This is a genomic window from Acidaminococcus massiliensis (assembly GCF_900095825.1).
Taxonomy (GTDB): domain Bacteria; phylum Bacillota; class Negativicutes; order Acidaminococcales; family Acidaminococcaceae; genus Acidaminococcus; species Acidaminococcus massiliensis.
On record NZ_LT608315.1, the window covers coordinates 770,947 to 794,829 of the forward strand.

Sequence of the window (23,883 nt, forward strand, 5' to 3'; positions counted from 1 at the left end):
CTTAAGGAGGAGTAATTCGTGGGTAGAGAGTTTCCCTTAGATAAAATCAGAAACATCGGCATCATGGCTCACATCGATGCTGGTAAAACTACGACCACGGAACGTATCCTGTTCTACACCGGCAAGACTCATAAGATCGGTGAAGTCCATGATGGCGCTGCTACCATGGACTGGATGGTCCAGGAACAAGAACGTGGTATTACGATTACTTCCGCTGCTACGACTTGCCATTGGAAAGGCCATTCCATTAACATCATCGACACCCCGGGGCACGTTGACTTCACTGTAGAAGTTGAACGTTCCCTGCGTGTCCTGGATGGCTCTGTGGCTGTATTCAGCGCCAAAGGCGGTGTTGAACCCCAGTCCGAAACCGTATGGCGTCAGGCGGAAGAATACAATGTCCCCCGTATCGCTTATGTCAATAAGATGGATACCACGGGCGCCGACTTCTTCAACGTGATCCAGATGATGAAAGACCGTCTGGGCGCCAATGCAGTTGCCATCCAGATCCCTATGGGTGCGGAAGACAGCTTCGTGGGCCTGGTGGATCTGGTGAAGATGCAGGCTGTCATTTACGGGGATAAGCTGGGCAAGGACGAGGAATTCGAACCCATCCCTGAAGAATATGTAGAACAGGCTCAGAAATACCGCCAGATCCTGCTGGAAGCCGTTGCTGAAAGCGACGATGACCTGATGGAAAAATATCTGGAAGGAGAAGACCTGACGGAAGAAGAAATCAAAGGCGCCATCCGCAAGATGACCTGCCAATGCAAACTCTTCCCCGTTACCTGCGGTTCTTCCTACAAAAACAAAGGCGTACAGCCGCTGCTGGATGCCATCATCGACTACATGCCGTCTCCTGTGGATGTGCCTCCTATCAAAGGGACCAACCCGGAAACCGGAGAAGAAGAAGAACGGCCTTCCGATGACAATGCTCCTTTCGCAGCACTGGCCTTCAAGATCGCCACAGACCCCTATGTGGGCCGTCTGGCATTCTTCAGAGTTTACTCCGGTACCCTGACTGCTGGTTCTTATGTGTACAATGCAAATAAGGACAAGAAAGAACGGATCGGCCGTATCCTGCGGATGCATTCTAACCATAGAACGGAAATCAATGAAGTATTTGCCGGGGACATCGCGGCAGCCGTTGGTCTGAAAGACACCGGCACCGGTGATACCCTGTGTGACGAAAAAGCTCCGATCATCCTGGAATCCATGGTATTCCCGGAACCGGTTATTTCCGTAGCCATCGAACCCAAGACCAAAGCCGACCAGGAAAAGATGGGCATTGCACTGGGCAAGCTGGCGGAAGAAGATCCGACTTTCCGTGTCCGCACGGATCCGGAATCTTCCCAGACCATCATTTCTGGGATGGGCGAACTTCATCTGGACATCATCGTTGACCGGCTGAAGAGAGAATTCCATGTAGACTGCACTGTGGGCAACCCGCAGGTAGCTTACAGAGAAACCATCCGCAAGGAAGTGGAAAGCCAGGGCAAATTCGTCCGGCAGTCCGGCGGTAAAGGACAGTACGGCGATTGCTGGCTGAAATTGACCCCGCTGCAGGCTGGCGAAGGCTTCAAGTTCGAAAACAAGATCGTCGGCGGTGCCATTCCTAAAGAATACATCGCTCCTGTGGAAGCCGGTGTCAAAGAAGCCATGGAGAATGGCGTCATTGCCGGATACCCCATGGTGGATATCGGTGTTACCGTATTCGACGGTTCCTATCACGAAGTCGACTCCTCTGAAATGGCATTTAAGATTGCCGGTTCCATGGGCTTCAAGAATGGTGCCCTGAAAGCAAACCCTGTTCTGCTGGAACCGTACATGAAAGTGGAAGTCACCATCCCCGAAGAGTACATGGGCGACGTCATCGGCGACCTGAACTCCCGCCGGGGCCGCATCGAAGGCATGGAAGCAAGAAGCGGTGCACAAGTCATCACGGCTTACGTTCCTCTGTCCGAGATGTTCGGGTATGCAACGGACCTGCGTTCCAAGACCCAGGGCCGGGGCAACTACTCCATGGAAGTAGACCATTACGAAGAAGTTCCTAAAAATATCGCGGAAGCGATCATTGCTAAAAATAAAGGAACTGCACAGGACTGATTCCTGTGATCATTAGGAGGATATAACAATGGCTAAAGAGAAATTTGAAAGAACCAAACCCCATGTGAACATTGGTACCATTGGTCACGTTGACCACGGCAAGACGACCCTGACCGCGGCCATCACCAAGGTCCTGTCCGAAACTCCGGGCTGCAAAGCCACTTTCGAAGCTTATGCCGATATCGATAAGGCTCCGGAAGAAAGAGAACGTGGGATTACCATCAACACTGCCCACGTTGAATACGAAACCGAAAAGAGACACTATGCACACGTCGACTGCCCGGGGCATGCTGACTATGTAAAGAACATGATCACCGGTGCTGCCCAGATGGATGGTGCCATCCTGGTTGTTTCCGCTGCTGACGGCCCTATGCCTCAGACCCGTGAACACATCCTGCTGGCCCGCCAGGTTGGCGTACCTGCCATCGTTGTGTTCCTGAACAAATCCGACCAAGTAGACGATCCTGAACTGATCGAACTGGTTGAAATGGAAGTCCGTGAACTGCTGAGCCAGTACGGCTATCCTGGAGACGATGTACCCATCGTCGTAGGCTCCGCTCTGAAAGCCCTGGAAGGGGACAAGGAACAGCAGGACAACATCCGGAAACTGATGAAGGCTGTTGACGAATACATCCCGACTCCTGTCCATGACTTGGCTAAACCGTTCCTGATGCCTATCGAAGACGTGTTCACCATCACTGGTCGTGGTACCGTTGCTACCGGCCGTGTGGAACGTGGCGTGATCAAAGTCGGCGATACTGTGGAAATCGTTGGCCTGTCCGACGAAAAGAAACAGTCCGTAGCTACCGGTCTGGAAATGTTCCGGAAGACCCTGGATCAGGCTGAAGCCGGCGACAACATCGGCTGCCTGCTGCGTGGGATCGACCGTACTGAAATCGAAAGAGGCCAGGTGCTGGCTAAACCCGGCACCATCCATCCTCATACGAAATTCAAAGGCCAGGTTTATGTACTGACCAAAGAAGAAGGCGGCCGTCATACTCCGTTCTTCAACGGCTACCGTCCGCAGTTCTACTTCCGTACCACCGACGTTACTGGTGTAGCTCACCTGCCTGAAGGCACTGAAATGGTTATGCCTGGGGACAACGTGGTGATGGATGTTGAACTGATCACCCCGATCGCCATCGAACAAGGTCTGCGTTTCGCTATCCGCGAAGGCGGCCATACCGTTGGTGCCGGTGTCGTTACCGAAATCGAAGGCTAATCCTTTCGATTCAATCTAATGAAAGCCCATATGAGGGGCTTGGCCAAAGCCCCTCATATTCTTATGCTTTACAGGGCCCGCGATGAGGCAGAAGATGGCTTCTGGCCCGCTGGCAAAGAAGGGAACTTCTGCTGAGTATGTCCGTTCTTGGAAACGTGGCGAATGGAGGAAAAACTAATGGCAAAGACTCAAAAAATCCGTATACGCCTGAAAGCGTATGACTACAAAGCACTGGATCAGAGTGCTTCCAAAATCGTAGAAACGGCGAAACGTACCGGTGCTCAGGTTTCCGGCCCGATTCCCCTGCCTACGGAAAAAAACATCTATACGATTCTGCGTTCCCCTCATGTGAACAAAGACTCTCGTGAACAGTTCGAAATGCGGACCCACAAGAGACTGGTTGACATCCTGGAACCTACAGCTAAGACGATCGATGCACTGACTCGCTTGGATCTTCCTGCTGGTGTAGATATCGAGATCAAAGCGTAAGGAGGTGCGATGATGGCTAAAGGAATCTTAGGCAAGAAATTAGGTATGACCCAAATTTTTGAAGCTGACGGTACTTTGGTTCCCGTAACGGTTGTAGAAGCGGGTCCCTGCGTCGTGCTGCAAAATAAGACCGAAGAAAAAGACGGTTACAATGCTGTCCAGCTCGGTTTTGGCGATATCAAAGAAAAACAAGTCAACAAACCCATGAAGGGCTTCTTCGACAAAGCTGGCGTGGCTCCTGTGAAGGTTGTCCGCGAAGTCCGTCTGGACGCTCCTTCTGAATATAAAGTCGGCGACAAGATTGCGGCTGATATTTTCGCAGCCGGTGATCTGGTTGACGCTGTCGGCGTTTCCCGTGGCAAAGGGTTCGCTGGTACGATCAAACGCCACAACTTCGCACGTGGTCCTATGAAACACGGTTCCAAATCCCATCGTGAACCCGGTTCCAACGGCCCGATGCATTCCGGTCCTGGCGGCCGTGTGATCAAAGGCAAGAAACTGCCTGGCCGTATGGGTGGAATCAGTGCGACGGTGCAGCGTTTAACGATCGCGAAAGTGGATAAGGACCGCAACCTGATCATGGTGAAAGGTTCTGTACCTGGTGCCGCTGGTACCTTCCTGCTGCTGAGAGACACGGTTCGTCCCAATGTCGTGAAAGCAGTTCAAAAATAAGGTTTAACGAAAGGAGGGCGTTTCAATGCCGAAAGTAGCAGTTTACGATATGACCGGTAAACAGACCGGTGAAGAAATAGAATTGATGGATTACGTCTTTGGCGTAGAATTCAACGAAGCTGTCGTCCATCAGGCTGTTGTGATGCAGCAAGCCAATGAACGTCAGGGCACCCATGCAACCAAGACCCGCGGTATGGTACGGGGCGGTGGCAGAAAACCCTGGAAACAAAAAGGTACTGGCCGGGCTCGTGCTGGTTCCGTCCGTTCTCCTCTGTGGGTAGGCGGTGGTACCGTCTTCGGTCCTGCTCCCCGGAGCCATGCAAAAGATATGCCTCGGAAAGCCCGTCGTCTGGCAATCCGCTGCGCTCTGAGCGCAAAAGTAGCTGAAGGGGCACTGGTTGTGGTGGATAACCTGACCTTTGCTGAACCCAAGACCAAAGATGCAGTTGCTCTGCTGAATGGTTTTGAAGCTGCTGGCAAAAAAGCCCTGATCATCACTGATGGGGAAAACGAAAACGTAGAAAAATCTTCCCGCAACATCGAAAAAGTAAAGGCTCTGTCCAATGACTGCCTGAACGTTTACGATATCCTGAATGCGGAAAAAGTACTGCTGGCAAAAGATGCCGTAGCAAGAATTGAGGAGGTGCTCGCATAATGGCTGCCAATCCTCGCGACATTATCATCAGACCCATTGTGACCGAAAAGACTTCTGATATGATGAAGGACAACAAATACACTTTCCAAGTGGCAATGGGCGCAAACAAGACTGAAATCCGCCAAGCCATTGAAGCCATCTTCAATGTAAAGGTAGTGAATGTCAACACCATCCGTGTCCTGGGCAAAACCAAGCGCATGGGTAAATATGAAGGCAAGCGTTCCGATTACAAGAAAGCAATTGTAAAACTGGCTGAAGGTAATACAATTCCGCTCTTCGAAGGAATGTAATTCGTCTAAGGAGGTCAAACAATGGCTATTAAAAGCTTTAATCCGTATTCTCCTTCCAGACGCAGCATGACTGTGTCCACCTTTGAAGAGATCACTACGGACAAGCCCCATCGCCCTTTAGTTGTTAAACTGAACCAGCATGCCGGCCGGAACAACACCGGTAAAATGACGGTTCGTCATCAGGGCGGCGGTCACAAAAGACAGTATCGTATCATCGATTTCAAACGGAATAAAGACAACATCCCTGCAAAAGTTGCGACCATCGAATATGATCCCAACCGCAGTGCCAACATTGCTCTGCTGAACTATGCTGACGGGGAAAAACGCTACATCCTGGCTCCTCAGGGCCTGAAGGTGGGCGACGTTGTTGTCAGCGGTCCCGAAGCAGATATCAAAGTCGGCAACGCTCTGCCGCTGCTGAACATCCCTCTGGGTACCATGGTCCACAATGTGGAACTGAAGATCGGCAAAGGCGGCCAGATGGGCCGGAGCGCCGGTGCTGCTATCCAGCTGATGGCTAAAGAAGGCAGCTATGCACTGCTGCGTATGCCTTCCGGCGAACTGCGCCAGGTACACATCAACTGCCGTGCCACCATTGGCCAGATCGGGAACCTGGATCATGAAAACCTGACCCTGGGTAAAGCCGGCCGGTCCCGTTGGCTGGGTGTCCGCCCTGCTAACCGCGGTGTGGCCATGAACCCGAACGACCATCCTCATGGCGGCGGTGAAGGTCACTCCCCTGTCGGTCGTAAGCGTCCTGTTACTCCTTGGGGCAAGAGTGCTTTCGGTACTCGGACCCGGAAGAACAAGAAAGCTTCTTCCAAACTGATTCTGAAACGCAGAACGAAATAATAGAGTTTGCTGAAAGGAGGCATACAGAGTGTCCAGATCCGTTAAAAAGGGACCTTATGTCCAAGAAAGTCTGCTGAAAAAAGTTGAAGCGCTGAACGCTGCTCAGGAAAAGAAAGTCATCAAGACCTGGTCCCGCAGCTCCACGATTCTCCCTGAATTCTTAGGCCACACGATCGCCGTCCATGATGGTCGGAAACATGTGCCTGTGTATATCACCGAAGATATGGTCGGCCATAAATTAGGCGAATTCGCTCCTACCCGTCTTTTCAAGGGCCATGGCGATAAAGCCGCTGCCGTAACGAAATAATCAGGGGAAGGAGGATAAAATAGATGCAAGAAGCTAAAGCTGTTGCCAAATACATCCGTATCGCACCTCGCAAACTGCGCATCGTGATCAACCTGATCCGTGGCAAGTCTGTGAACGAAGCCTTTGCAATCCTCAAGTTTACCCCGAAAGTTGGTTCTGAGGTTATTGAAAAAGTTCTTCGCTCCGCTGTTGCGAACGCTGAACACAATTTTGACATGAATGTTGACAAACTGGTCGTTTCCAACGCTTTCGTTGACCAGGGTCCTACTATGAAGAGAATCCATCCGCGGTCCCGTGGACAGGCCTTCAAGATCCTGAAACGTTCCAGCCATGTCACCGTGGCCGTTTCCGAAAAATAAACATCCTGACAGAAGGAGGGAATGAATAGTGGGTCAAAAAGTTAATCCACATGGTTTCAGAGTGGGCGTAATCGACGATTGGGATTCCAAATGGTTCGCCGACAAGGACTATCAAAAGAATCTGTTGGAAGATATCAAGATTCGTAATTTCATTAAAGATAAACAATTCCAGGCTGGTATCTCTCGGGTTACCATCGAAAGAACGGAACAGAAGATGCGCATCAGCATCTACACTGCTAAACCTGGTATCGTCATCGGCCGTCAGGGCAGCAACATCGAACTGCTGAAAAAAGACCTGGCCAAAATGACTGACAGCAAACTGGACATCAACATCATCGAGGTTAAACAGCCGGACATGGATGCTACCCTGGTTGCTGAAAATGTTGCTTCTCAGCTGGAACGCCGGATTGCTTTCCGCCGTGCCATGAAACAGTGCGTGGGCCGTACCATGCGTCTGGGTGCCAAAGGGATCAAGATCCAGTGCGCCGGCCGTCTGGGCGGAGCTGAAATCGCCCGTACCGAAAGCTATCGTGATGGCAGCATTCCTCTGCACACCCTGCGTGCGAACATCGACTATGGGACTGCTGAAGCCCATACCACTTATGGCCGTATCGGCGTGAAGGTATGGATCTACAAAGGTGAAGTCCTGCCGACCAAAGCCGTGAAGAAGGAAGCTCCTGAAGCGCAAGAAGGAGGGGCGAAATAATGTTATTACCGAAGAGAGTTCAGCATCGTAAACAACATAGAGGCCGCATGAAAGGCCGTGCAATGCGGGGCAACAGAGTTGCTCATGGCGAATTTGGCCTGGTAGCATTGGAGCCGTCTTGGATCACCAACCGTCAGATCGAAGCTGCTCGTATTGCTATGACCCGTTACATCAAACGTGGCGGCCAAGTTTGGATTCAAATTTTCCCTGACAAGCCCGTAACTGCAAAAGCTGCTGGCAGCCGTATGGGTAGTGGTAAAGGTTCTCCTGAGTATTGGGTAGCTGTAGTGAAACCCGGTCGCGTCCTGTTCGAAATGGCTGGCGTAACCGAAGACATCGCTAAAGAAGCTATGCGTCTGGCTGGCAACAAACTGCCGATCAAGACCCGCTTCGTTACGAAAGCTCAGTTAGATGCCGAAGTCACCGCGCGTGAAAATGGAGTAGGTGGTGAAGCTTAATGAAAACTAACGAAATCAGAGAAATGTCTGTTGAAGAGCTGGAAACCAAGCTGGCAGGCTTAAAAGATGAACTTTTTAATTTGCGTTTTCAAATGGCAACCGGACAATTGGAAAATCCGATGAAGATCAGAGAAGTCAAGAAGTCCATTGCCCAGATCAAGACGATCCAACGGGAACGCGAAATGAACGCTTAATCCGGGAATATACCCTAAGCGAAGGAGGAAACATTCCGTGGCTGAAGAGAGAAACTTACGTGTTACGCGTACTGGTAAAGTCGTAAGCGACAAGATGCAGAAGACTGTTGTGGTCGCTATTGAACGTCTGGTTCAACACCCTCTTTACAAAAAAGGCGTAATGCATACCATTAAACTGAAGGCTCATGACGAAAACAACGACGCTCACGTTGGCGATATCGTGAAGATCGCACAGACCCGGCCCCTGTCCAAGGATAAATGCTGGCGCGTAGTTGAAATCGTAGAACGGGCAAAATAAGATAGACTGCTGAGCATAGCTTGGCAAGGGAGGTAAACCATGATTCAACAGCAGACTGTGCTGAATGTTGGGGACAATACCGGCGCCAAAAAGATTATGTGCATCCGTGTGCTGGGCGGTTCCTATCGGAGATACGCCAACATCGGTGACATCATCGTAGCTTCTGTTAAGGATGCTACACCCGGTGGCGTTGTCCAAAAAGGTGATGTAGTGAAGGCCGTTGTGGTGCGTTCCGTAAAGGGCACCCGCCGTCCGGATGGCTCTTACATCCGTTTCGACGAAAACGCTGCGGTCCTGATCAAAGACGATAAGACCCCTCAGGGCACTCGTATTTTCGGACCAGTTGCTCGGGAACTGCGTGATAAAGACTTCATGAAGATCATTTCCCTGGCACCGGAAGTGCTCTAAGAACAAGGAGGTGTTGCAGAAATGGCTGAAGCCGTGAAATTACACGTTAAAAAAGGCGATACCGTCGTGGTATTGGCTGGTAAAGATAAAGGCAAGGAAGGCAAAGTGATCGCTGCTTTCCCGAAGAAATCCAAGGTGACTGTGGAAGGCGTGAACCAGGTGAAACGTCATACGAAACCTTCCCAGAGCAACCCTCAGGGTGGGATCATTACCAAGGAAGCTCCCATCAGCTCCTCCAACGTAATGCTGGTATGCCCGTCCTGCAAGAAACCGACCCGTATCAAGAAAGTGGCTGTAGGCGACGGATTTGCCAGAGCCTGCAAAAAATGCGGGGAAGTCATCGATAAATAATCTTCGGGAAAGGAGGAAAACAGATGGCAACGAGACTGCAAGACAAATACAATTCCGAAGCTGTGAAAGGCTTAATGGAAAAATTCAATTACAAGAACGTCAACGAAATTCCGAAACTGGAAAAAGTTGTTTTGAATATTGGCTGCGGTGAAGCAGTGACCAACAGCAAGGCAATTGAATCTGCTGTGGCTGACATGACCATGATTGCCGGTCAGAAGCCCATCATCACCAAGGCAAAGAAATCCATCGCTGCATTCAAACTCCGTGAAGGGATGCCCATCGGGGTGAAAGTCACCCTGCGTGGCAGCCGGATGTACGAATTCCTGGATAAATTCATGAATATTGCCCTGCCTCGGGTCCGTGACTTCAGAGGGGTCAACCCGAAATCCTTCGATGGGCGTGGCAACTATTCCATCGGCTTGAAAGAACAGCTGATTTTCCCTGAAATCGACTACGATAAAGTCGACAAAGTCCGCGGCATGGATGTAATCATCGTTACGACTGCTAAAACCGACGAAGAAGGCAGAGAACTGCTGAAGCTTCTGGGTATGCCGTTTGGGGCATAAGGAGGGAAAACCGTGGCAAAGACCGCATTGATTGAAAAATGGAAAGCGGAACCGAAGTTCAAGGTCCGTAAATATAATCGCTGCAAAATCTGTGGCAGACCGCATGCTTACATGCGCAAATTCGGCATTTGCCGTATCTGCTTCCGGAAGTATGCTTACGAAGGCGCTATCCCTGGCGTAACGAAAGCAAGCTGGTAAGAGCGGAGAAAGGAAGGAGGGCTTTTATAAATGACCATGACTGATCCGATCGCCGATATGCTTACGAGAATCCGTAATGCCAATTCGGTTCATCACGATAAAGTTGAAATCCCCTGCTCCAAAATCAAGACTGCCATTGCAGAGATTTTGAAGAATGAAGGATTCATTAAAGATTTCGAAGTCGTAGCCGGTGAACACCAGAATGTGATCCGTGTACAGCTGAAATACGGTCCCAACAAGGAAAAAGTTATTTCTGGCATTAAACGTATCTCCAAACCCGGTTTGAGAGTCTACACCCAAAAAGACCAGCTGCCTCGCGTACTGGGCGGCCTGGGCATCGCTGTGATCTCCACCTCCAAGGGCATGATGACTGACAAAGCTGCCCGGAAGGCTGGATTGGGCGGCGAAGTAGTGGCTTACGTTTGGTAAGAATTCCCTAGACCGGAGGTGCTTATAAGTGTCAAGAATTGGAAAAGCTCCGATTACCGTCCCTGACAAAGTAACGGTAACGGTGGAAGATAACCTGGTCTCCGTTAAGGGACCGAAAGGCGAACTGAGCCGTCAAATCAGCAAAGAACTGACCGTGGCTATGAACGACGGCGTGATTACCGTGACTCGTCCTTCCGACGACAAGGTGCATCGCAGCCTCCACGGTTTATCCCGTACCCTGATCAACAATATGATCATCGGTGTTACGGAAGGGTATTCCAAGCATCTGGAAATCCAGGGCGTTGGGTACCGTGTTGCCAAGAAGGGCAAGGCCCTGAGCTTCACCCTGGGCTTCTCCCATCCCTGCGTGATGGATCCCCCCGAAGGCATTTCCTTCGACTGCCCGAACTCTACGGAAATCATCGTTTCCGGTATCGACAAGGAAAAAGTTGGTGCTGTTGCTGCTGAAATCCGCAGCCTGCGGGCTCCTGAACCTTACAAAGGCAAGGGAATCCGTTATGTAGGCGAACATATCATCCGCAAGGTTGGTAAAGCCGGCGCCAAAGGCAAGAAATAATTTCTAATAGGAAGGAGTGAATCTCTTGCTGAACAAGAAAGATAAGAACGCAGCACGTCAGAAACGTCACCTGCGTATGCGCAGAAATATTGTGGGAACGGCTGAAAAGCCCCGTCTCAATGTATATCGCAGCCTGAGCAACATCTACGCTCAGATCATCAACGATGAAACTGGTGAAACTCTGGTATCCGCCAGCACCGTAGAAAAAGCCAATAAGGAAAACTACGGCGGCAACATCGAAGCTGCTAAAGCTGTCGGCACTGAAATCGCTAAGAAAGCTCTGGAAAAGGGCATCAAGACTGTTGTATTCGACCGTGGAGGCTACCTGTACCACGGACGTGTAGCAGCGCTGGCTGAAGCAGCTCGCGAAGCTGGTCTGGAATTTTAACAGAGGGAGGACATTAGAGTGGCTAATTACGAAAAACAAGATGATGGCTTCAAAGAAAGAGTAGTCTTCATCAACCGCGTAGCTAAGGTCGTAAAAGGCGGACGGCGTTTCTCCTTCTCTGCTTTGGTTGTTGTTGGTGATGAAAACGGCAAGGTTGGCATGGGCCTGGGCAAAGCTGCCGAAGTTCCCGAAGCCATCCGCAAAGGTGTGGATGATGCCAAAAAGAACCTGATCACCGTTCCTCTGAAAGGCACCACCATTCCTCATGAAGTGATCGGTGTGTTCGGTGCAGGCCAGGTTCTGCTGAAACCGGCTATGGAAGGTACCGGGGTTATCGCCGGCGGCCCTGTCCGTGCGGTCCTGGAACTGGCCGGCGTACGGGATATCCTGACCAAATCCCAGGGGACTTCCAACCCCAACAATGTGGTCCGGGCAACCCTGGAAGGGCTGAAATCCCTGAAAAACGCCAAAGATGTCGCTGCTCTGCGCGGCAAAACTGTTGAAGAACTGTTAGGCTAAGGAGGTAGCATGATGGCACAGGTTAAAATCACGCTGACCCGTAGCTTAATCGGGTATCCCAAGGACCAACGCGCTACTGTCAAGGCTCTGGGCTTGACGAAGATTCGTTCCAGCGTTGTGAAAGAAGACTCTCCTGCTCTGCGCGGTATGATCCACAAAGTGGAACATATGGTCAAAGTAGAAGAAGTGAAGGCGTAATAAGGAGGTCTGCAAATGTATTTGCATGAATTGGCTCCCGCTGCCGGCTCTAAAAAAGCCCGCGTCCGTGTAGGCCGCGGCCTGGGTTCCGGTCTGGGCAAAACATCCGGCAAAGGCCAAAAAGGTCAGAAATCCCGTAGCGGCGGGGTGAAACGTCCTGGTTTTGAAGGCGGCCAAAAGCCGTTGTATCTGCGTCTGCCGAAACGCGGTTTCTACAACAAATTCGGCAAACATTACACTGAAATCAACGTGGAAGTATTCAACTGCTTTGACGACGGTGCTGTAATCGATCCTGTATCCCTGATCGAAGCCGGCCTGGTGAAAAACATCCGTGACGGCATTCGTGTCCTGGGCAATGGTGAGCTGACCAAGAAGGTCACGGTAAAGGCCATGGGCTTCAGCAAAACGGCTCAATCCAAGATCGAAGCTGCCGGCGGTAAGGTAGAGGTGATCTAATTGGCATCAGCCCTTGATAACCTGTTAAAGGCTACGGAACTCCGAAAGAAAGTATTATTTACCCTTGCGATGTTCATAGTATTCAGGGCTGGTACGCAAATTCCCGTTCCGGGGGTTAACGCAGCCATGATCGAACGGCTCTTCACCAGTGGAAATCTGTTCGGTCTTCTGGATCTGTTCTCCGGCGGTGCACTTAGCAAATTTTCTATATTTGCTATGAGCATTACTCCTTACATCAATGCGTCAATCATTACGCAGCTGCTGACAGTGGTGATCCCGACTTTGGAAGAATGGTCCAAAGAGGGAGCGGAAGGAGCAAAAAAAATCAACAAAATCAACCGCTACGCAGCGGTTGGCCTGGGTGCCATTCAGGCTGTGGGGATGGCGTATGGCTTGCGGGCAGCAGTCAATAATCCTGACTTCTTCTCTTTTGCCATGATCGTCATCACGCTGACCGCAGGTTCTCTGCTGCTCATGTGGATTGGGGAACAGATTACGGCCAAAGGGATCGGGAACGGAATTTCCCTGATCATCTTTGCTGGGATCATTTCCCGTCTGCCCAATGGGCTGGCTGTCATCGGCCGGTACCTGCAGGCAGGTACGATCAATGTATTCAATGTACTGATCTTCGCTGCGCTGGCAGTGCTGATGGTGATGTTCGTGGTGGCGATTACCGTCGCCTACCGGAAAGTCCCCGTCCAGTATGCAAAGCGGATCGTAGGTCGGAAGATGTACGGAGGGCACACCACCTACATTCCTCTGAAAGTGAATCAGGCCGGTGTCATGCCCATCATCTTCGCTTCTTCCGTATTGATGTTTCCTGTGACCATTGCGCAGTTCATCAAGATCCCCTGGATCCAGAAAGTGGCCGGCTATTTGGCATGGGGTACTCCCCTGCAGACCTCGCTGTATATCCTGCTCATCCTGTTCTTCACTTACTTCTATACGGCAGTAAGCCTGAACATCCCGGATATGTCCGACAACATAAAGAAGTACGGTGGATTCATCCCTGGGCTGCGGCCCGGCAAACCCACCACGGATTATCTGGATAAGGTGATGAACCGGATCACCCTGGCGGGTGCTGTTTTTCTGGCATTCATTGCTATTATGCCTAACTTGATCGTCTGGCTCACAGGAATTTCCGGAGTTTACTTCGGCGGAACGGCTTTGTTGATCGTGGTAGGCGTAGCGCTTGATACGATGAAACAGGTAGAGTCCATGACCCTCATGCGGCACTATCAGGGTTTCATGAAATAAGGAGAGAGAACATGCATATTCTTTTAATGGGACCTCCTGGCGCAGGCAAGGGGACCCAAGCGGAAAAATTAGTTGCTGATTTTCCCATTCCTCATATTTCTACGGGAGATATGTTCCGTGCGGCTGTGAAAAATGGGACGGAATTGGGGAAAGAAGCCAAGAAATATATGGATGCCGGCGGTTTGGTCCCCGACAGTGTCACGATCGGCATTGTCCGGGAACGGCTGAGCCAGCCGGATTGTGTCAAAGGATTCATCCTGGACGGGTTTCCCCGTACCAAAGAACAGGCAGCTGCGCTGGACCAGATCCTGAAGGATCTGGGGATCTCCCTGACCGCCGCCGTCAACATCAGCGTGCCTGATGAAGACCTGGTGGCACGGGTGACCGGCCGGCGTATCTGCAAGAACTGCGGTGCGACCTATCATGTGGTATACAATCCTCCCAAACAGGAAAACGTATGCGACAAATGCGGTGGGGAACTTTACCAGCGGGATGATGACAAAGAAACCACTGTGAAGAAACGTTTGGAAGCGTACCATAGCCAAACTGCTCCTCTGATTGCGTATTATAAAGCGGAAGGCGTGTATAAGGAAATTGACGGCACTCAGCCCATCGATAAGGTGTATGCTGATGTGGTAGCAGCTGTTAAAGGGTAAGGAGGCATTAGCGTGTCAAAGCAAGATGCGATCGAAGTAGAAGGGACTGTCTTGGAGTCTTTACCCAATGCTATGTTCCGGGTAAAACTGGAAAACGATCATGAAATCCTGGCACATATTTCCGGAAAAATACGTATGAACTTTATTAAGATTCTCCCAGGGGATAAGGTGACCGTAGAGCTGACGCCCTATGATCTGAACCGGGGTCGGATTACTTATCGGTTCAAATAAAGAGGATTGGCAAGAGGAGGTTCAAGCAACATGAAAGTAAGACCGTCTGTAAAACGCATTTGCGAAAAATGCAAGATCATCAAACGCAAAGGCCGCGTTATGGTCATTTGCGAAAACCCGAAACATAAACAAAGACAAGGATAAGGAGGTGCTTTGAATGGCTCGTATCGCCGGTGTAGATTTGCCTAGAGATAAACGTATCGAATATGCTCTGCCGTACATTTACGGTATCGGCTTGACCCTGTCCCGGGAAATCCTGGGCAAGACCGGGATCAATCCGGATACTCGGGTTCGGGATCTGACCGAAGCTGAAATTGCTAAGCTGCGTGAAATCCTGGATCATGAATATAAAGTGGAAGGTGACCTCCGTCGTGAGGAATCCCTGAACATCAAACGCCTGGTGGAAATCGGCTGCTATCGCGGCCGCAGACATCGTGCAGGGCTGCCTGTACGGGGTCAGAACACCAAAAACAATGCTCGTACCCGTAAAGGCCCGAAAAAAGTGGCCGGTGCTAAGAAGTAAGTTTGTCTAAGGAGGGATTAGACGAGTGGCTGGTAAAAAAGTTGTCCGTACCAAACGGAAAGTAAGCAAGAACATTGAAGCTGGTGTAGCACATATCCGCTCCACCTTTAATAACACGATCGTAACGATTTCCGACCTGAACGGGGCTGTCCTGAGCTGGGCTTCTGCCGGCGGCCAGGGCTTCCGCGGTTCTCGGAAAAGCACTCCTTTTGCAGCTCAGATGGCTGCTGAATCCGCTGCCAAAGCCGCTATGGAACATGGCCTGAAACGGATCGAAGTATTCGTCAAGGGACCTGGCGCTGGCCGTGAAGCTGCTATCCGCGCTCTGCAGGCTGCAGGCCTGGAAGTGGAATCCATCAAAGATGTGACTCCGATTCCTCACAATGGCTGCCGTCCGCCGAAACGCAGAAGAGTTTAATTGGAGGTGAAAGACTAGATGGCTATTGATAAGACTCCTGTTCTGAAAAGATGCAGATCTCTGGGCATGTCTCCGGCATTCGTTGGGGTAATGAAAGAATCCCACCGTCAGCCGAAACGCCAGTTCAAAAAGAAGAGCGAATATGGTATGCAGCTGGCTGAAAAACAGAAAGCCAAGTTCATCTATGGCGTCCTGGAAAAACAGTTCCGCGGCTACTATGAAAAGGCCAAGAAAATGGAAGGTATCGCAGGCTCCAACCTGCTGATCCTGCTGGAACGCAGACTGGATAACGTGGTATACCGCCTGGGCCTGGCCCATACCCGCCGTCAGGCTCGCCAGCTGGTGACCCATGGCCACATTGCCGTCAACGGCAAGCGCCTGGACATCCCTTCTGCTCTGGTGAAAGCCGGAGATGTGGTCTCCGTAATGGAAAACAGCCGCAGCTCTGCCTACTTCAAAGGCATGGCTGAAGTCCTGGGCAAGACCTCTGTTCCTGCCTGGATTTCTGTAGACGCTCAAAACCTCAGCGGAAAGGTTGACCGTCTGCCGGTTCGGGAAGACATCGATGTTCCTGTTGAAGAACAGATGATCGTCGAATTGTACTCCAAGTAATCTGATACTGTTCTCCACTTACTTATACCGCGTATTGTGGTAATGCGCGAAAGGAGGCTTCCGCATGAAGGAAATCGAAAAACCTAGCCTGGTTGTCGACGAAATTTCCCCTGATGGACGTTATGGCAAGTTCGTCTGGGAACCTTTGGAACGTGGATACGGTATTACTTTAGGTAACAGTCTGCGTCGTGTACTGCTTTCTTCCTTGTCCGGCATGGCTGTGACGGGCATCAAAATCGATGGGGTCCTCCATGAGTTCTCTACCATTGAGGGAGTCAGAGAAGACGTTGCGGATATCGTATTAAATATCAAAGCCCTGTGCTTCAAGGTAGGTCTGGATGACCAGACCTCCTTTGAGCCCAAGACGTTCTACATCAAGAAGTCCGGCGAAGGCGAAGTGACCGGCGCTGACGTGATCACTGATCAGGATACGGAAGTCCTGAATCCGGAACTGCACATTGCAACTCTGGACAAGAATGCTACCCTGAACATGGAAATCTACGTTGACGTGGGCCGCGGCTACGTCCAGGCGGAGAAGAATAAATCCAAGGATCAGCCCATTGGCTTCATCCCTGTGGATTCCATCTACTCCCCCATCACCCGTGTGAAATTCGGCGTTACCGATACCCGGGTGGGCAACGTGACCAACTACGACCGGCTGACCCTTGAAGTATGGACCGATGGGAGCTTGGGGCCGGATGAAGCTGTGACTTCTGCAGCCGAAATCCTGATCAAGTATCTGGCTCTGTTCAAGACCACCAACGTTCCCCGTATCCAGGGGGACGAAGATGGTGCCAAGACCAGCGAAGAAGGCACCAAGTCTTCTGTGCTGCAGATGTCCATCGATGATCTGGATCTGACTGTCCGTTCCAACAACTGCTTGAGACGGGCCGGCATCAATACGGTAGAAGATATCATCAATAAGACGGAAGACGAGCTGATTTGCGTCCGGAATCTGGGCAGCAAATCCTTGGAAGAAGTCAAGAACAAAATCGAAGAGTTGGGATTGCACCTGCGCAATTCTGACGAAGAATAGGAGGAAGACGAAAGATGTCCTACAGAAAATTCAACCGGAACACCAGCAACCGGAAAGCGATGTTCCGCAGCGTCTTGACCGCCTTCTTCAAAAACGAGAGAATCGAAACCACTGAAACGAAAGCTAAAGAAATCAGCGGTCTGGCTGATAAAATGATCACCCTGGCTAAAAAAGGTGATCTGAGTGCTCGTCGCCAGGTCCTGGCATTCCTCGTAGATGAAGATGCAACCAAGAAGCTGTTTGATGTAATCGCCCCCAAATACGCTGACCGCAACGGCGGTTATACCCGTATTTACAAAACGGCTCCCCGTCGCGGCGATGCTGCTGAAATGGCAATCCTGGAACTGATCTGAGTTCTGTAAAAAAAGGGACTGTGAAAAATGAGAAATCATTTTTTCACAGTCCCTTTTTGTCACTGGTCAACGGTCACTGGTCACTGGCCGATGGAAAGAACCCGTGGCTGACGGGTTCTTTCGAATAAAAAATAAGAATGTGCCTTTCTTTTCATCCGGTGCTTGTCTTGATTTCTCCTGGGGAGGCAAGGACAAGCCAAAGGCGCGTCTGAGCCAGCAACATACAATGAAAGGCAGCCGCAGCCCGGCTGCCTTCCTTCGACCAGTGACCAGTGACAAGAGACCAGTGACCGGGGGTGTGAATTTTTTCACACCCCCTTTTTTATTGTATCCGGATTTCACCTTATGATATACTGGGGCTGCCGGATCCCTGTTTTTCCGGCAGACTAGTAAAAAATCAGAAAAAACAGAAAGGATGAGATCCATGAAACTGCTGCAAGGCATCCGTACTTTGGTGTTGGCCGGGATCCTGACTATGGCCGGGGCTTCCGGGGTCCTGGCGGAATACACCGCCTGGCAGGATACGGACTATGATTTCGGCCAGGTGAAGACGGTGTACCTGTCGGATATGGACATGAGCGGGTACCGGCTCACAAGCGGCACCAAGGCCCAGAAAATGCTCCAGGACTACCGGAAAAAAGCTGGGAAAGTAAAGGGTGTGAAGGTCCTCCTGGCTCCGGCCGTACAGGTCCGTGCCCTGCTGCCGGGAGAAGAAAAAAAGCAGGCTCTGGAGGGAGCGGGAATAGGGGCAGGACCGGAGAAAAATGGAGAAATCCAGTCCGCTGCCAAAGGAGAACGGAAGGCGGCAGTCATCCCCCAGGAGGCCCTGGATGCAGGGGCCCAGCTGTACATCCTGGCGACCCTGGACAACTGCCAGGTGGATTCCTACCTGGTGCCCGCCCATACGGAATGGAGGACGAAGGAAATCGACGACAGCTACCGGGACGACCAGGGAAACTGGCATACTTATTACCGGACTGTGACCTATCCGGACTACATTCCAGATTATTACGTGCCCTATGCCAGCGTCACCGTCCGGTTCCTGTGGTTCGACACCAAAACCGGGAAACTGGTGGCCTCCAGCGAAGATGCCCGGGTCCGGGACGGCGAAAATGATCCCTTGGGAGTGTACAATCGGATCATCGACCGATTCTTCAAGAACCTGAAGGAGACAGTGAAGAAGTAAGGGCAGGAGGTGCGGGACGGATATCAGCCCTCATTTGTGGTATAATAATTCCCGTATCAGGAAAGGCGGGAAATCCTATGTTGAAAAAAATCATGTCCCTATGCTGCCTGCTGGCTCTCTTTCTGGCAGTCGGATGCGGCAGGGAGACCAATAAAACAGAAAATATCCATGTTGCATCTTATCCAGGGTGGGTGGAAATCAAAGTCGGGGATCAGGCTTCTTTTGCTGTGCCGCCGGAAATGATCCTCCAGAGCCAGGAAACCCGGGACGAACTGCTGAAGGCGCCGGACCTGGATCCGCTGCTGAAAAAGTGGCTGGAAGCGGATCAGGAAGTGGTAAAGAGCCCTGGTTCCGTTATTGTCCAGAGCGGGAAATTGGACCCGGTGCCCTGGCATACCGATGAACACCTGGTGTGGGTGGAGTTCAAGACCATGGCCAGCCCGGAGAAGATGCCCCGGTACGGTCAGAATATCGGGCTGAAGGGCGATGAAATCAAGGATTTTGGGGAAATCACCCGGAAAAGCATCGAAGGGATATACAACAAGATGCTGCCGGAAGGCTACTCCCTGAAGTTCACCAACTGGGAACCCATGCAGAGCACCATTGTGAATGGAGTGGAAAATCTCCATACCAGTTATGATATGGAGGTGTTCCAGAAAGGACGGCATCTCATGTCTTTCCATGCGGAACGGTGGACGCTGTTCAATCGGGACCGGGTCCATACCTTGATGGTGGTCTGGAATAAGGCGGATGATGGATACTGGAAGGAAGATACCCACAAACTCACCAACATCATCAATACCTTGAAGATCACACCCAGTAAGGGGAAATAGACGGAGAGGCTGCTGCACTGTGTGAAAACTACGCAAGTGCAGCAGCTCCTTTTTTATTCCCCTTGCCATCTCTTGATCCTATAACCTATAATGATTTTGAATGATGCAGCGTCATTCAGAATTTTTCCGGAAAGAAGGGGTTTGTATGACGGAAATCCGTGATATTGGCTTTATCGGTACGGGCATCATGGGGAAATCCATGCTGCGGAATCTGAGGAAGGCAGGGTATGCCATGCACTGTTTTGCCCGCCATCCTGAAAAAGTGGCAGATCTGCAGGCGGAAGGGGTATCCCTCCATTCCACCATCGCTTCACTGGCCAAAGCCTGTCAGTGCCTCATTACCATCGTGGGCTTTCCCAAAGATGTGGAAGAAGTGTATTTTTCTCCCAATGCACTGATGGACAGCGCCCTGCCAGGGAGCTATCTCATCGATATGACCACCACCAGCCCTACCCTGGCACAGAAACTGTATGAAGAAGGGACGAAACGGGGCTTCCACGTCCTGGATGCTCCGGTGACTGGCGGCGATACCGGCGCCAAGAACGGAACTCTTTCCATCCTGGTAGGGGGAGACCGTGCCGATTTCGATTTCCTGCAGCCTGTATTCCAGGGCATGGGGACCAATATCAATTACATGGGAGAAGCCGGCAAGGGGCAGCATGCCAAAATGGCCAACCAAATCATGATCGCAGGGGCACTCTCCGGGGTCTGCGAAGCCCTGAATTATGCCCGGGCCAACGGCCTTGATCTGGATACCCTGCTGAAGGCTGTTTCTACAGGAGCCGCGGGAAGTGCACAGCTCAACGCCTTCGGGGCTAAGATGATCCATGGAGATTTTGCTCCCGGCTTTTTCCTGAAACATTTCATCAAAGATATGGGGCTGGCGGAAGAAGAAGCGGAAAAGAAATCCCTGGATCTGCCCGTCCTGAAACAGGTGCTGAAAGAATATCGGGAATTGGCAGCAGAAGGGAAGGGAGATCTGGGAACCCAGGCCTTGTATACGTATTATGGGGAGAAAAAGAAGTAAGGCATTCTCAGACAGATGACGGCGGGAAAAGTATAGTGTGCTGGATGGACGGGAGCAGGGAAAGGCATTCGACAAAACAGATTTTTATGATATAATGGACAAGTAAGTAAAAATCATTTGGATTGGAGGCTTTTCCCATGAACAAACAAATCGCAACCCCGAAGGCACCCGGTGCTATTGGACCTTATTCTCAGGCTATCGAAGCATCCGGCAAGACAATCTACGTATCCGGTCAGCTCCCTGTTGATCCGGCTACTGGTGAGTTTGCAGGGGCGGATATTGCAGCCCAGACCCGTCAATCTCTGACCAATGTGAAGAATATCTTGGAAGCCGCCGGCTATACCATGGAAGATGTGGCCAAGACCACGGTTCTGCTCAGTGACATTGCCAACTTCGGGCCTATGAACGAAGTCTATGGCACGTTCTTTACCGGTGTCTGCCCGGCTCGCGCCTGTTTCCAGGTTGCTGCTCTGCCCAAAGGGGCACTGGTGGAAATCGAGGCTTTTGCCTGCAAGTAATGCTCAGAGAGCCTAAAGGGGCTGCTGCACATGTGTTTTTACACGTGCAGCAGCCCCTTTTTCATTCTCCCAGCAATGCGCTTTTCTGTTCCAGCCGGCTGATGGTTTCCGCCAGTCCCTGTTGGAGTTTGGGATAGGTGATGGAGCGGAGCCGGTCTACTGGGCCGGAGATGGTCAGGACGAAGAGCCGGTCTTTCAGGTGCAGGGGCATGGCGATGGCGGCCACTCCCTGGTCCACCTCCCCTTCGGAAATACAAAAGCCTTCCTGGAGGATTTTCAGCAGCTGGTTGCGCAGCAGACGCTGTCGGGTACGGTCTGGTTCCAGTTCTTGGAGCAGCTGTTCCCGCAGCTCTTCTGGCTGGGCGGCCAGCAGGGTCTTGCCGGAAGCCCCGCTCTGCAGGGGGACGATATAGCCTCGTTCGCCTGCAACCCCCAGCCGGTGGCGGCTTTTGGCCAAGTCCACACAGATCCCAGTATGCCCCAGCAGGACGGAAAGGACCACTGTTTCGTTGAAAGTTTCTGCCAGCCGGTGCATTTCCTGGGAAAGCAGATCCCGGGAAGTATTGTGGACGGAAACGGCCGATGCTACCAGCAGGATCCCGGTACCCAGGTAATACTTCCCGGTTTTGGCGGACTGTTCGATCCAGCCGGCATGCTGGAGGGTCCGCAGGAGCCGGTAGACCGTTGTCTTGTGGAGCCCCAGGGCCTTGCTGATTTCCGTCAGGCTCAGGGATTTTCGGCGCTGGGCCGCATAGAGCTCCAGGATCCGGGTGGCATGGAGCACGGAATGGACCAGCGGTGTGGTTTCTGCCATGATACCATTTCCTTTCGTTGTTTTTCCCCATTATACGGAGGTACAGACAGACCGTCAAGAGATGGTGTTTCAATATAGTGTACGAATTGCAAAATAGTGTCTAATTTCGTTGACTTCCCAGAAGGGACTTCCTATAATGGTCCCAGACGCAGGAAAGCGTCCATTACAGGAAAGAGAAAGAGGAGAACTGTATGGATAACTTCAGTTTGCAAAAACCTTTGAATATGGCCCCCACGGGCATTGCCACTTTCGCCAAAACCGATCTGGCGCCGGATATCTATAACCTGAATGCGGACATTGCCGTTTTGGGAGCCCCTTTTGACTTGGCCATCCAGGGGCGGACGGGCTGCCGGCTGGGACCCCGGGGCATCCGGCTGGGGTCCACCCGGTTCACTTACAAAAAAGGCGGGACCTATGATTCCGAGCGGAAAGAATTCTATATGGATACGGATAAATGGAAGGTCGTGGACTGCGGGGATGCGGATTATATCCCTGGAGACTTGGCCGGGACCATGGCCAATCTCCGGGAAGCGGTCCGGATCATCCAGAGCCAGGGGACCATGCCGGTAGTCCTGGGCGGGGACTGTGCCGTGGATTATCCGGTTCTCCAAGGCATGGAAGGTGCAGGAAATTTCGATATCATCCATATCGATGCCCATCTGGACTGGACCAAACCCCTGGACGGACAGAAATATTTCAACGGGTCTCCCATGCGGAATGCGGCGGGTCTGCCTTATGTGGGCCGGATCCTCCATCTGGGGATCCGGGGCATCGGCAGCAGCGGGCCGGAAGACTTTGCGGAAGCCCGGGAACATGGAGACGGGATCTACTCTGTCAGGGATGTCCGGAAAAAAGGCATCGATGCCATCTTGGAGGAATTCCAGCCGGCGGAAAAAGTGGTGCTTTGTTTTGACATTGATGCTATGGATGCAGTTTACGCTCCAGCTACCGGTTCTCCCATGTTCGGAGGATTCAATTATGACGATGCGGTAGATATCCTGGAAGCCATTGCCCGGCACACAGAACTGGTGGGGATGGTCCTGACGGAAGTGGCGCCGCCTTTCGATGATGTGGGCGGGACCACCGGGTATCTGGCGGCCCGTCTGATTTCCGATATGCTGGGCTTTGCCACCAAAGCCCGGGAAAAGAAACAGGAGTAAGCCATGGCGGGGCTGCAGAAAAGGCGGCCCGGACAATGGATCACCATGATCGGGTTCTGTGTGGCCATGGAGGTGATCCTGGCCCGGTTCCTGTCTCTCCATACTTGGAATTTGAAAATCGGCTTCAGCTTCCTTCCCGTGGTGGCGGCAGCCTTGTGGGGCGGGCCTCTGGCCGGAGGCATCACCGGGGCCCTGGGAGATCTGATCGGTGCCCTGTTGTTTCCGGTAGGGGCTTATTTCCCGGGATTCACCCTGTCCAGCTTCCTGGATGGGGCGATTTACGGCTGGTGCTTCCGCAAAGGCACCGGCAAGCGGCAGATCCTCCTGGCGGTGCTGCTGGTCCAGGCGGCCATCAGCCTGCTGCTGAATACTTTCTGGCTCACGGTGCTGTTCCAGGTTTCCTGGAAGGAACTGGCCACTCTCCGGCTGTTCCAGTGCGCTGCAGGCATCGTAATCAAGTTCCTGCTGCTGAGTCTGGTACTGCCAGTCTTGAAGAAACATCTGGTTCCCTTAGGAAAATAAAAGATGGGTGTGCTGCACGTCTTGTGCAGCACACCCATC

General features: G+C 51.8%; 39 protein-coding genes. 38 read left to right on the top strand and 1 reads right to left on the bottom strand.

The annotated features are described in order from the left end of the window. The first annotated feature begins 18 nt into the window (after positions 1-18). The 36 genes from fusA to BQ2657_RS03885 all read left to right on the top strand — a co-directional run bounded on the left by fusA (position 19) and on the right by BQ2657_RS03885 (position 21,348). Entirely contained in the window at positions 19-2,106 is a 2,088-nt protein-coding gene (gene fusA, locus BQ2657_RS03710) for an elongation factor G (RefSeq protein ID WP_075579427.1), read from the top strand. A gap of 28 nt (positions 2,107-2,134) precedes the next feature. Further along, on the top strand, positions 2,135-3,328 hold the full coding sequence (gene tuf / locus BQ2657_RS03715; RefSeq protein ID WP_075579077.1) for an elongation factor Tu: 1,194 nt from the start codon (positions 2,135-2,137) through the stop codon (positions 3,326-3,328). A 177-nt stretch (positions 3,329-3,505) separates the two neighbouring features. Next, positions 3,506-3,817: a 30S ribosomal protein S10 gene (rpsJ, locus tag BQ2657_RS03720; RefSeq protein WP_012939263.1), complete on the top strand. Its 312-nt coding sequence runs from the start codon at positions 3,506-3,508 to the stop codon at positions 3,815-3,817. A 12-nt stretch (positions 3,818-3,829) separates the two neighbouring features. Further along, on the top strand, positions 3,830-4,489 hold the full coding sequence (rplC, locus tag BQ2657_RS03725; RefSeq protein ID WP_075579428.1) for a 50S ribosomal protein L3: 660 nt from the start codon (positions 3,830-3,832) through the stop codon (positions 4,487-4,489). 25 nt (positions 4,490-4,514) lie between these two features. Next, positions 4,515-5,144 (top strand): 50S ribosomal protein L4, encoded by a 630-nt coding sequence (gene rplD, locus BQ2657_RS03730; RefSeq protein WP_075579429.1) that lies wholly within the window; start codon positions 4,515-4,517, stop codon positions 5,142-5,144. Next, entirely contained in the window at positions 5,144-5,434 is a 291-nt protein-coding gene (rplW, locus tag BQ2657_RS03735; RefSeq protein WP_012939260.1) for a 50S ribosomal protein L23, read from the top strand. Before rplD ends, rplW begins: the two co-directional genes overlap by 1 nt. Positions 5,435-5,455: 21 nt before the next feature. Continuing rightward, a complete protein-coding gene (gene rplB, locus BQ2657_RS03740; protein ID WP_012939259.1) occupies positions 5,456-6,286 on the top strand; it encodes a 50S ribosomal protein L2 in 831 nt (276 codons plus the stop codon). A gap of 28 nt (positions 6,287-6,314) precedes the next feature. Continuing rightward, complete coding sequence (rpsS, locus tag BQ2657_RS03745) at positions 6,315-6,593, top strand: 30S ribosomal protein S19 (RefSeq protein ID WP_075579430.1); 279 nt, start codon at positions 6,315-6,317, stop codon at positions 6,591-6,593. A 23-nt stretch (positions 6,594-6,616) separates the two neighbouring features. Next, complete coding sequence (rplV, locus tag BQ2657_RS03750; RefSeq protein WP_012939257.1) at positions 6,617-6,952, top strand: 50S ribosomal protein L22; 336 nt, start codon at positions 6,617-6,619, stop codon at positions 6,950-6,952. 28 nt (positions 6,953-6,980) lie between these two features. Continuing rightward, positions 6,981-7,658: a 30S ribosomal protein S3 gene (gene rpsC / locus BQ2657_RS03755; RefSeq protein ID WP_075579431.1), complete on the top strand. Its 678-nt coding sequence runs from the start codon at positions 6,981-6,983 to the stop codon at positions 7,656-7,658. Further along, complete coding sequence (gene rplP, locus BQ2657_RS03760; RefSeq protein WP_075579432.1) at positions 7,658-8,116, top strand: 50S ribosomal protein L16; 459 nt, start codon at positions 7,658-7,660, stop codon at positions 8,114-8,116. Before rpsC ends, rplP begins: the two co-directional genes overlap by 1 nt. Further along, positions 8,116-8,310, top strand: a complete 195-nt coding sequence (rpmC, locus tag BQ2657_RS03765; protein WP_075579433.1) for a 50S ribosomal protein L29 — start codon at positions 8,116-8,118, stop codon at positions 8,308-8,310. Before rplP ends, rpmC begins: the two co-directional genes overlap by 1 nt. Positions 8,311-8,347: 37 nt before the next feature. Next, positions 8,348-8,608 (top strand): 30S ribosomal protein S17, encoded by a 261-nt coding sequence (rpsQ, locus tag BQ2657_RS03770; RefSeq protein WP_075579434.1) that lies wholly within the window; start codon positions 8,348-8,350, stop codon positions 8,606-8,608. Between the two features lie 39 nt (positions 8,609-8,647). After that, entirely contained in the window at positions 8,648-9,016 is a 369-nt protein-coding gene (rplN, locus tag BQ2657_RS03775) for a 50S ribosomal protein L14 (protein ID WP_012939252.1), read from the top strand. A 21-nt stretch (positions 9,017-9,037) separates the two neighbouring features. After that, the gene (gene rplX, locus BQ2657_RS03780) at positions 9,038-9,367 is read left to right on the top strand and encodes a 50S ribosomal protein L24 (protein WP_075579435.1); all 330 of its coding nucleotides are present in this window, start codon (positions 9,038-9,040) and stop codon (positions 9,365-9,367) included. A 23-nt stretch (positions 9,368-9,390) separates the two neighbouring features. After that, positions 9,391-9,933 (top strand): 50S ribosomal protein L5, encoded by a 543-nt coding sequence (gene rplE, locus BQ2657_RS03785; protein ID WP_022486694.1) that lies wholly within the window; start codon positions 9,391-9,393, stop codon positions 9,931-9,933. A gap of 12 nt (positions 9,934-9,945) precedes the next feature. Then, positions 9,946-10,131, top strand: a complete 186-nt coding sequence (locus BQ2657_RS03790; protein WP_012939249.1) for a type Z 30S ribosomal protein S14 — start codon at positions 9,946-9,948, stop codon at positions 10,129-10,131. A gap of 30 nt (positions 10,132-10,161) precedes the next feature. Then, positions 10,162-10,560: a 30S ribosomal protein S8 gene (rpsH, locus tag BQ2657_RS03795; RefSeq protein WP_075579436.1), complete on the top strand. Its 399-nt coding sequence runs from the start codon at positions 10,162-10,164 to the stop codon at positions 10,558-10,560. Positions 10,561-10,588: 28 nt separating this feature from the next. After that, a complete protein-coding gene (gene rplF, locus BQ2657_RS03800; RefSeq protein ID WP_075579437.1) occupies positions 10,589-11,137 on the top strand; it encodes a 50S ribosomal protein L6 in 549 nt (182 codons plus the stop codon). 25 nt (positions 11,138-11,162) lie between these two features. Further along, positions 11,163-11,525 carry a 50S ribosomal protein L18 gene (gene rplR, locus BQ2657_RS03805; RefSeq protein ID WP_075579438.1) on the top strand — a complete coding sequence of 121 codons (363 nt, stop codon included), beginning with the start codon at positions 11,163-11,165 and terminating at the stop codon, positions 11,523-11,525. A gap of 18 nt (positions 11,526-11,543) precedes the next feature. Further along, entirely contained in the window at positions 11,544-12,044 is a 501-nt protein-coding gene (rpsE, locus tag BQ2657_RS03810; protein WP_075579439.1) for a 30S ribosomal protein S5, read from the top strand. 12 nt (positions 12,045-12,056) lie between these two features. Continuing rightward, on the top strand, positions 12,057-12,242 hold the full coding sequence (gene rpmD / locus BQ2657_RS03815) for a 50S ribosomal protein L30 (protein WP_075579440.1): 186 nt from the start codon (positions 12,057-12,059) through the stop codon (positions 12,240-12,242). Between the two features lie 15 nt (positions 12,243-12,257). Further along, positions 12,258-12,698 carry a 50S ribosomal protein L15 gene (gene rplO / locus BQ2657_RS03820; protein ID WP_075579441.1) on the top strand — a complete coding sequence of 147 codons (441 nt, stop codon included), beginning with the start codon at positions 12,258-12,260 and terminating at the stop codon, positions 12,696-12,698. Further along, entirely contained in the window at positions 12,699-13,955 is a 1,257-nt protein-coding gene (secY, locus tag BQ2657_RS03825; RefSeq protein ID WP_075579442.1) for a preprotein translocase subunit SecY, read from the top strand. Between the two features lie 11 nt (positions 13,956-13,966). Beyond that, a complete protein-coding gene (locus tag BQ2657_RS03830) occupies positions 13,967-14,611 on the top strand; it encodes an adenylate kinase (RefSeq protein ID WP_075579443.1) in 645 nt (214 codons plus the stop codon). Between the two features lie 12 nt (positions 14,612-14,623). Beyond that, positions 14,624-14,842: a translation initiation factor IF-1 gene (gene infA, locus BQ2657_RS03835; protein ID WP_009015367.1), complete on the top strand. Its 219-nt coding sequence runs from the start codon at positions 14,624-14,626 to the stop codon at positions 14,840-14,842. A 30-nt stretch (positions 14,843-14,872) separates the two neighbouring features. Then, positions 14,873-14,986 (top strand): 50S ribosomal protein L36, encoded by a 114-nt coding sequence (gene rpmJ / locus BQ2657_RS03840; RefSeq protein ID WP_009015366.1) that lies wholly within the window; start codon positions 14,873-14,875, stop codon positions 14,984-14,986. A 13-nt stretch (positions 14,987-14,999) separates the two neighbouring features. Next, a complete protein-coding gene (gene rpsM / locus BQ2657_RS03845; protein ID WP_075579444.1) occupies positions 15,000-15,365 on the top strand; it encodes a 30S ribosomal protein S13 in 366 nt (121 codons plus the stop codon). Positions 15,366-15,390: 25 nt separating this feature from the next. After that, positions 15,391-15,783 (top strand): 30S ribosomal protein S11, encoded by a 393-nt coding sequence (gene rpsK / locus BQ2657_RS03850; RefSeq protein ID WP_075579445.1) that lies wholly within the window; start codon positions 15,391-15,393, stop codon positions 15,781-15,783. A gap of 18 nt (positions 15,784-15,801) precedes the next feature. Then, positions 15,802-16,395 carry a 30S ribosomal protein S4 gene (gene rpsD / locus BQ2657_RS03855; RefSeq protein WP_075579446.1) on the top strand — a complete coding sequence of 198 codons (594 nt, stop codon included), beginning with the start codon at positions 15,802-15,804 and terminating at the stop codon, positions 16,393-16,395. A gap of 64 nt (positions 16,396-16,459) precedes the next feature. Beyond that, positions 16,460-17,431, top strand: coding sequence for a DNA-directed RNA polymerase subunit alpha (locus tag BQ2657_RS03860; protein WP_075579447.1), 972 nt, complete (start codon positions 16,460-16,462; stop codon positions 17,429-17,431). A 14-nt stretch (positions 17,432-17,445) separates the two neighbouring features. Next, a complete protein-coding gene (gene rplQ / locus BQ2657_RS03865) occupies positions 17,446-17,784 on the top strand; it encodes a 50S ribosomal protein L17 (RefSeq protein WP_012939236.1) in 339 nt (112 codons plus the stop codon). Positions 17,785-18,208: 424 nt separating this feature from the next. Beyond that, positions 18,209-18,970 carry a hypothetical protein gene (locus BQ2657_RS03870; RefSeq protein WP_075579448.1) on the top strand — a complete coding sequence of 254 codons (762 nt, stop codon included), beginning with the start codon at positions 18,209-18,211 and terminating at the stop codon, positions 18,968-18,970. A gap of 77 nt (positions 18,971-19,047) precedes the next feature. Next, positions 19,048-19,803, top strand: coding sequence for a hypothetical protein (locus BQ2657_RS03875; protein ID WP_075579449.1), 756 nt, complete (start codon positions 19,048-19,050; stop codon positions 19,801-19,803). A 145-nt stretch (positions 19,804-19,948) separates the two neighbouring features. Then, positions 19,949-20,830, top strand: coding sequence for an NAD(P)-dependent oxidoreductase (locus BQ2657_RS03880; RefSeq protein ID WP_075579450.1), 882 nt, complete (start codon positions 19,949-19,951; stop codon positions 20,828-20,830). A gap of 137 nt (positions 20,831-20,967) precedes the next feature. Beyond that, positions 20,968-21,348: a RidA family protein gene (locus tag BQ2657_RS03885; RefSeq protein ID WP_075579451.1), complete on the top strand. Its 381-nt coding sequence runs from the start codon at positions 20,968-20,970 to the stop codon at positions 21,346-21,348. A 61-nt stretch (positions 21,349-21,409) separates the two neighbouring features. Here the strand turns inward: BQ2657_RS03885 and BQ2657_RS03890 are convergent, their stop codons facing one another. Beyond that, positions 21,410-22,162: an IclR family transcriptional regulator gene (locus BQ2657_RS03890; protein WP_075579452.1), complete on the bottom strand. Its 753-nt coding sequence runs from the start codon at positions 22,160-22,162 to the stop codon at positions 21,410-21,412. 191 nt (positions 22,163-22,353) lie between these two features. Between BQ2657_RS03890 and BQ2657_RS03895 the strand changes: the two genes are divergently transcribed. Together BQ2657_RS03895 and BQ2657_RS03900 are read left to right on the top strand one after the other, a co-directional pair. Beyond that, on the top strand, positions 22,354-23,322 hold the full coding sequence (locus tag BQ2657_RS03895; protein ID WP_075579453.1) for an agmatinase: 969 nt from the start codon (positions 22,354-22,356) through the stop codon (positions 23,320-23,322). 3 nt (positions 23,323-23,325) lie between these two features. Continuing rightward, positions 23,326-23,844, top strand: a complete 519-nt coding sequence (locus BQ2657_RS03900; RefSeq protein ID WP_075579454.1) for a folate family ECF transporter S component — start codon at positions 23,326-23,328, stop codon at positions 23,842-23,844. Positions 23,845-23,883: the final 39 nt, after the last annotated feature.

Coding starts and splice junctions, on each gene's coding strand:
- rpsM (WP_075579444.1), top strand. CDS start 15,000: ATGGCTCGTATCGCCGGTGTAGATTTGCCTAGAGATAAACGTATCGAA.
- BQ2657_RS03880 (WP_075579450.1), top strand. CDS start 19,949: ATGACGGAAATCCGTGATATTGGCTTTATCGGTACGGGCATCATGGGG.
- rplD (WP_075579429.1), top strand. CDS start 4,515: ATGCCGAAAGTAGCAGTTTACGATATGACCGGTAAACAGACCGGTGAA.
- BQ2657_RS03900 (WP_075579454.1), top strand. CDS start 23,326: ATGGCGGGGCTGCAGAAAAGGCGGCCCGGACAATGGATCACCATGATC.
- rpsH (WP_075579436.1), top strand. CDS start 10,162: ATGACCATGACTGATCCGATCGCCGATATGCTTACGAGAATCCGTAAT.
- rplB (WP_012939259.1), top strand. CDS start 5,456: ATGGCTATTAAAAGCTTTAATCCGTATTCTCCTTCCAGACGCAGCATG.
- BQ2657_RS03830 (WP_075579443.1), top strand. CDS start 13,967: ATGCATATTCTTTTAATGGGACCTCCTGGCGCAGGCAAGGGGACCCAA.
- BQ2657_RS03875 (WP_075579449.1), top strand. CDS start 19,048: ATGTTGAAAAAAATCATGTCCCTATGCTGCCTGCTGGCTCTCTTTCTG.
- rpsJ (WP_012939263.1), top strand. CDS start 3,506: ATGGCAAAGACTCAAAAAATCCGTATACGCCTGAAAGCGTATGACTAC.
- rplW (WP_012939260.1), top strand. CDS start 5,144: ATGGCTGCCAATCCTCGCGACATTATCATCAGACCCATTGTGACCGAA.
- rplV (WP_012939257.1), top strand. CDS start 6,617: ATGCAAGAAGCTAAAGCTGTTGCCAAATACATCCGTATCGCACCTCGC.
- rplQ (WP_012939236.1), top strand. CDS start 17,446: ATGTCCTACAGAAAATTCAACCGGAACACCAGCAACCGGAAAGCGATG.
- rpmD (WP_075579440.1), top strand. CDS start 12,057: ATGGCACAGGTTAAAATCACGCTGACCCGTAGCTTAATCGGGTATCCC.
- rplP (WP_075579432.1), top strand. CDS start 7,658: ATGTTATTACCGAAGAGAGTTCAGCATCGTAAACAACATAGAGGCCGC.
- rpsD (WP_075579446.1), top strand. CDS start 15,802: ATGGCTATTGATAAGACTCCTGTTCTGAAAAGATGCAGATCTCTGGGC.
- BQ2657_RS03890 (WP_075579452.1), bottom strand. CDS start 22,162: ATGGCAGAAACCACACCGCTGGTCCATTCCGTGCTCCATGCCACCCGG.
- BQ2657_RS03895 (WP_075579453.1), top strand. CDS start 22,354: ATGGATAACTTCAGTTTGCAAAAACCTTTGAATATGGCCCCCACGGGC.
- rplE (WP_022486694.1), top strand. CDS start 9,391: ATGGCAACGAGACTGCAAGACAAATACAATTCCGAAGCTGTGAAAGGC.
- rpmJ (WP_009015366.1), top strand. CDS start 14,873: ATGAAAGTAAGACCGTCTGTAAAACGCATTTGCGAAAAATGCAAGATC.
- tuf (WP_075579077.1), top strand. CDS start 2,135: ATGGCTAAAGAGAAATTTGAAAGAACCAAACCCCATGTGAACATTGGT.
- rplC (WP_075579428.1), top strand. CDS start 3,830: ATGGCTAAAGGAATCTTAGGCAAGAAATTAGGTATGACCCAAATTTTT.
- rplO (WP_075579441.1), top strand. CDS start 12,258: ATGTATTTGCATGAATTGGCTCCCGCTGCCGGCTCTAAAAAAGCCCGC.
- rpmC (WP_075579433.1), top strand. CDS start 8,116: ATGAAAACTAACGAAATCAGAGAAATGTCTGTTGAAGAGCTGGAAACC.
- rplX (WP_075579435.1), top strand. CDS start 9,038: ATGGCTGAAGCCGTGAAATTACACGTTAAAAAAGGCGATACCGTCGTG.
- rplN (WP_012939252.1), top strand. CDS start 8,648: ATGATTCAACAGCAGACTGTGCTGAATGTTGGGGACAATACCGGCGCC.
- BQ2657_RS03885 (WP_075579451.1), top strand. CDS start 20,968: ATGAACAAACAAATCGCAACCCCGAAGGCACCCGGTGCTATTGGACCT.
- BQ2657_RS03870 (WP_075579448.1), top strand. CDS start 18,209: ATGAAACTGCTGCAAGGCATCCGTACTTTGGTGTTGGCCGGGATCCTG.
- BQ2657_RS03860 (WP_075579447.1), top strand. CDS start 16,460: ATGAAGGAAATCGAAAAACCTAGCCTGGTTGTCGACGAAATTTCCCCT.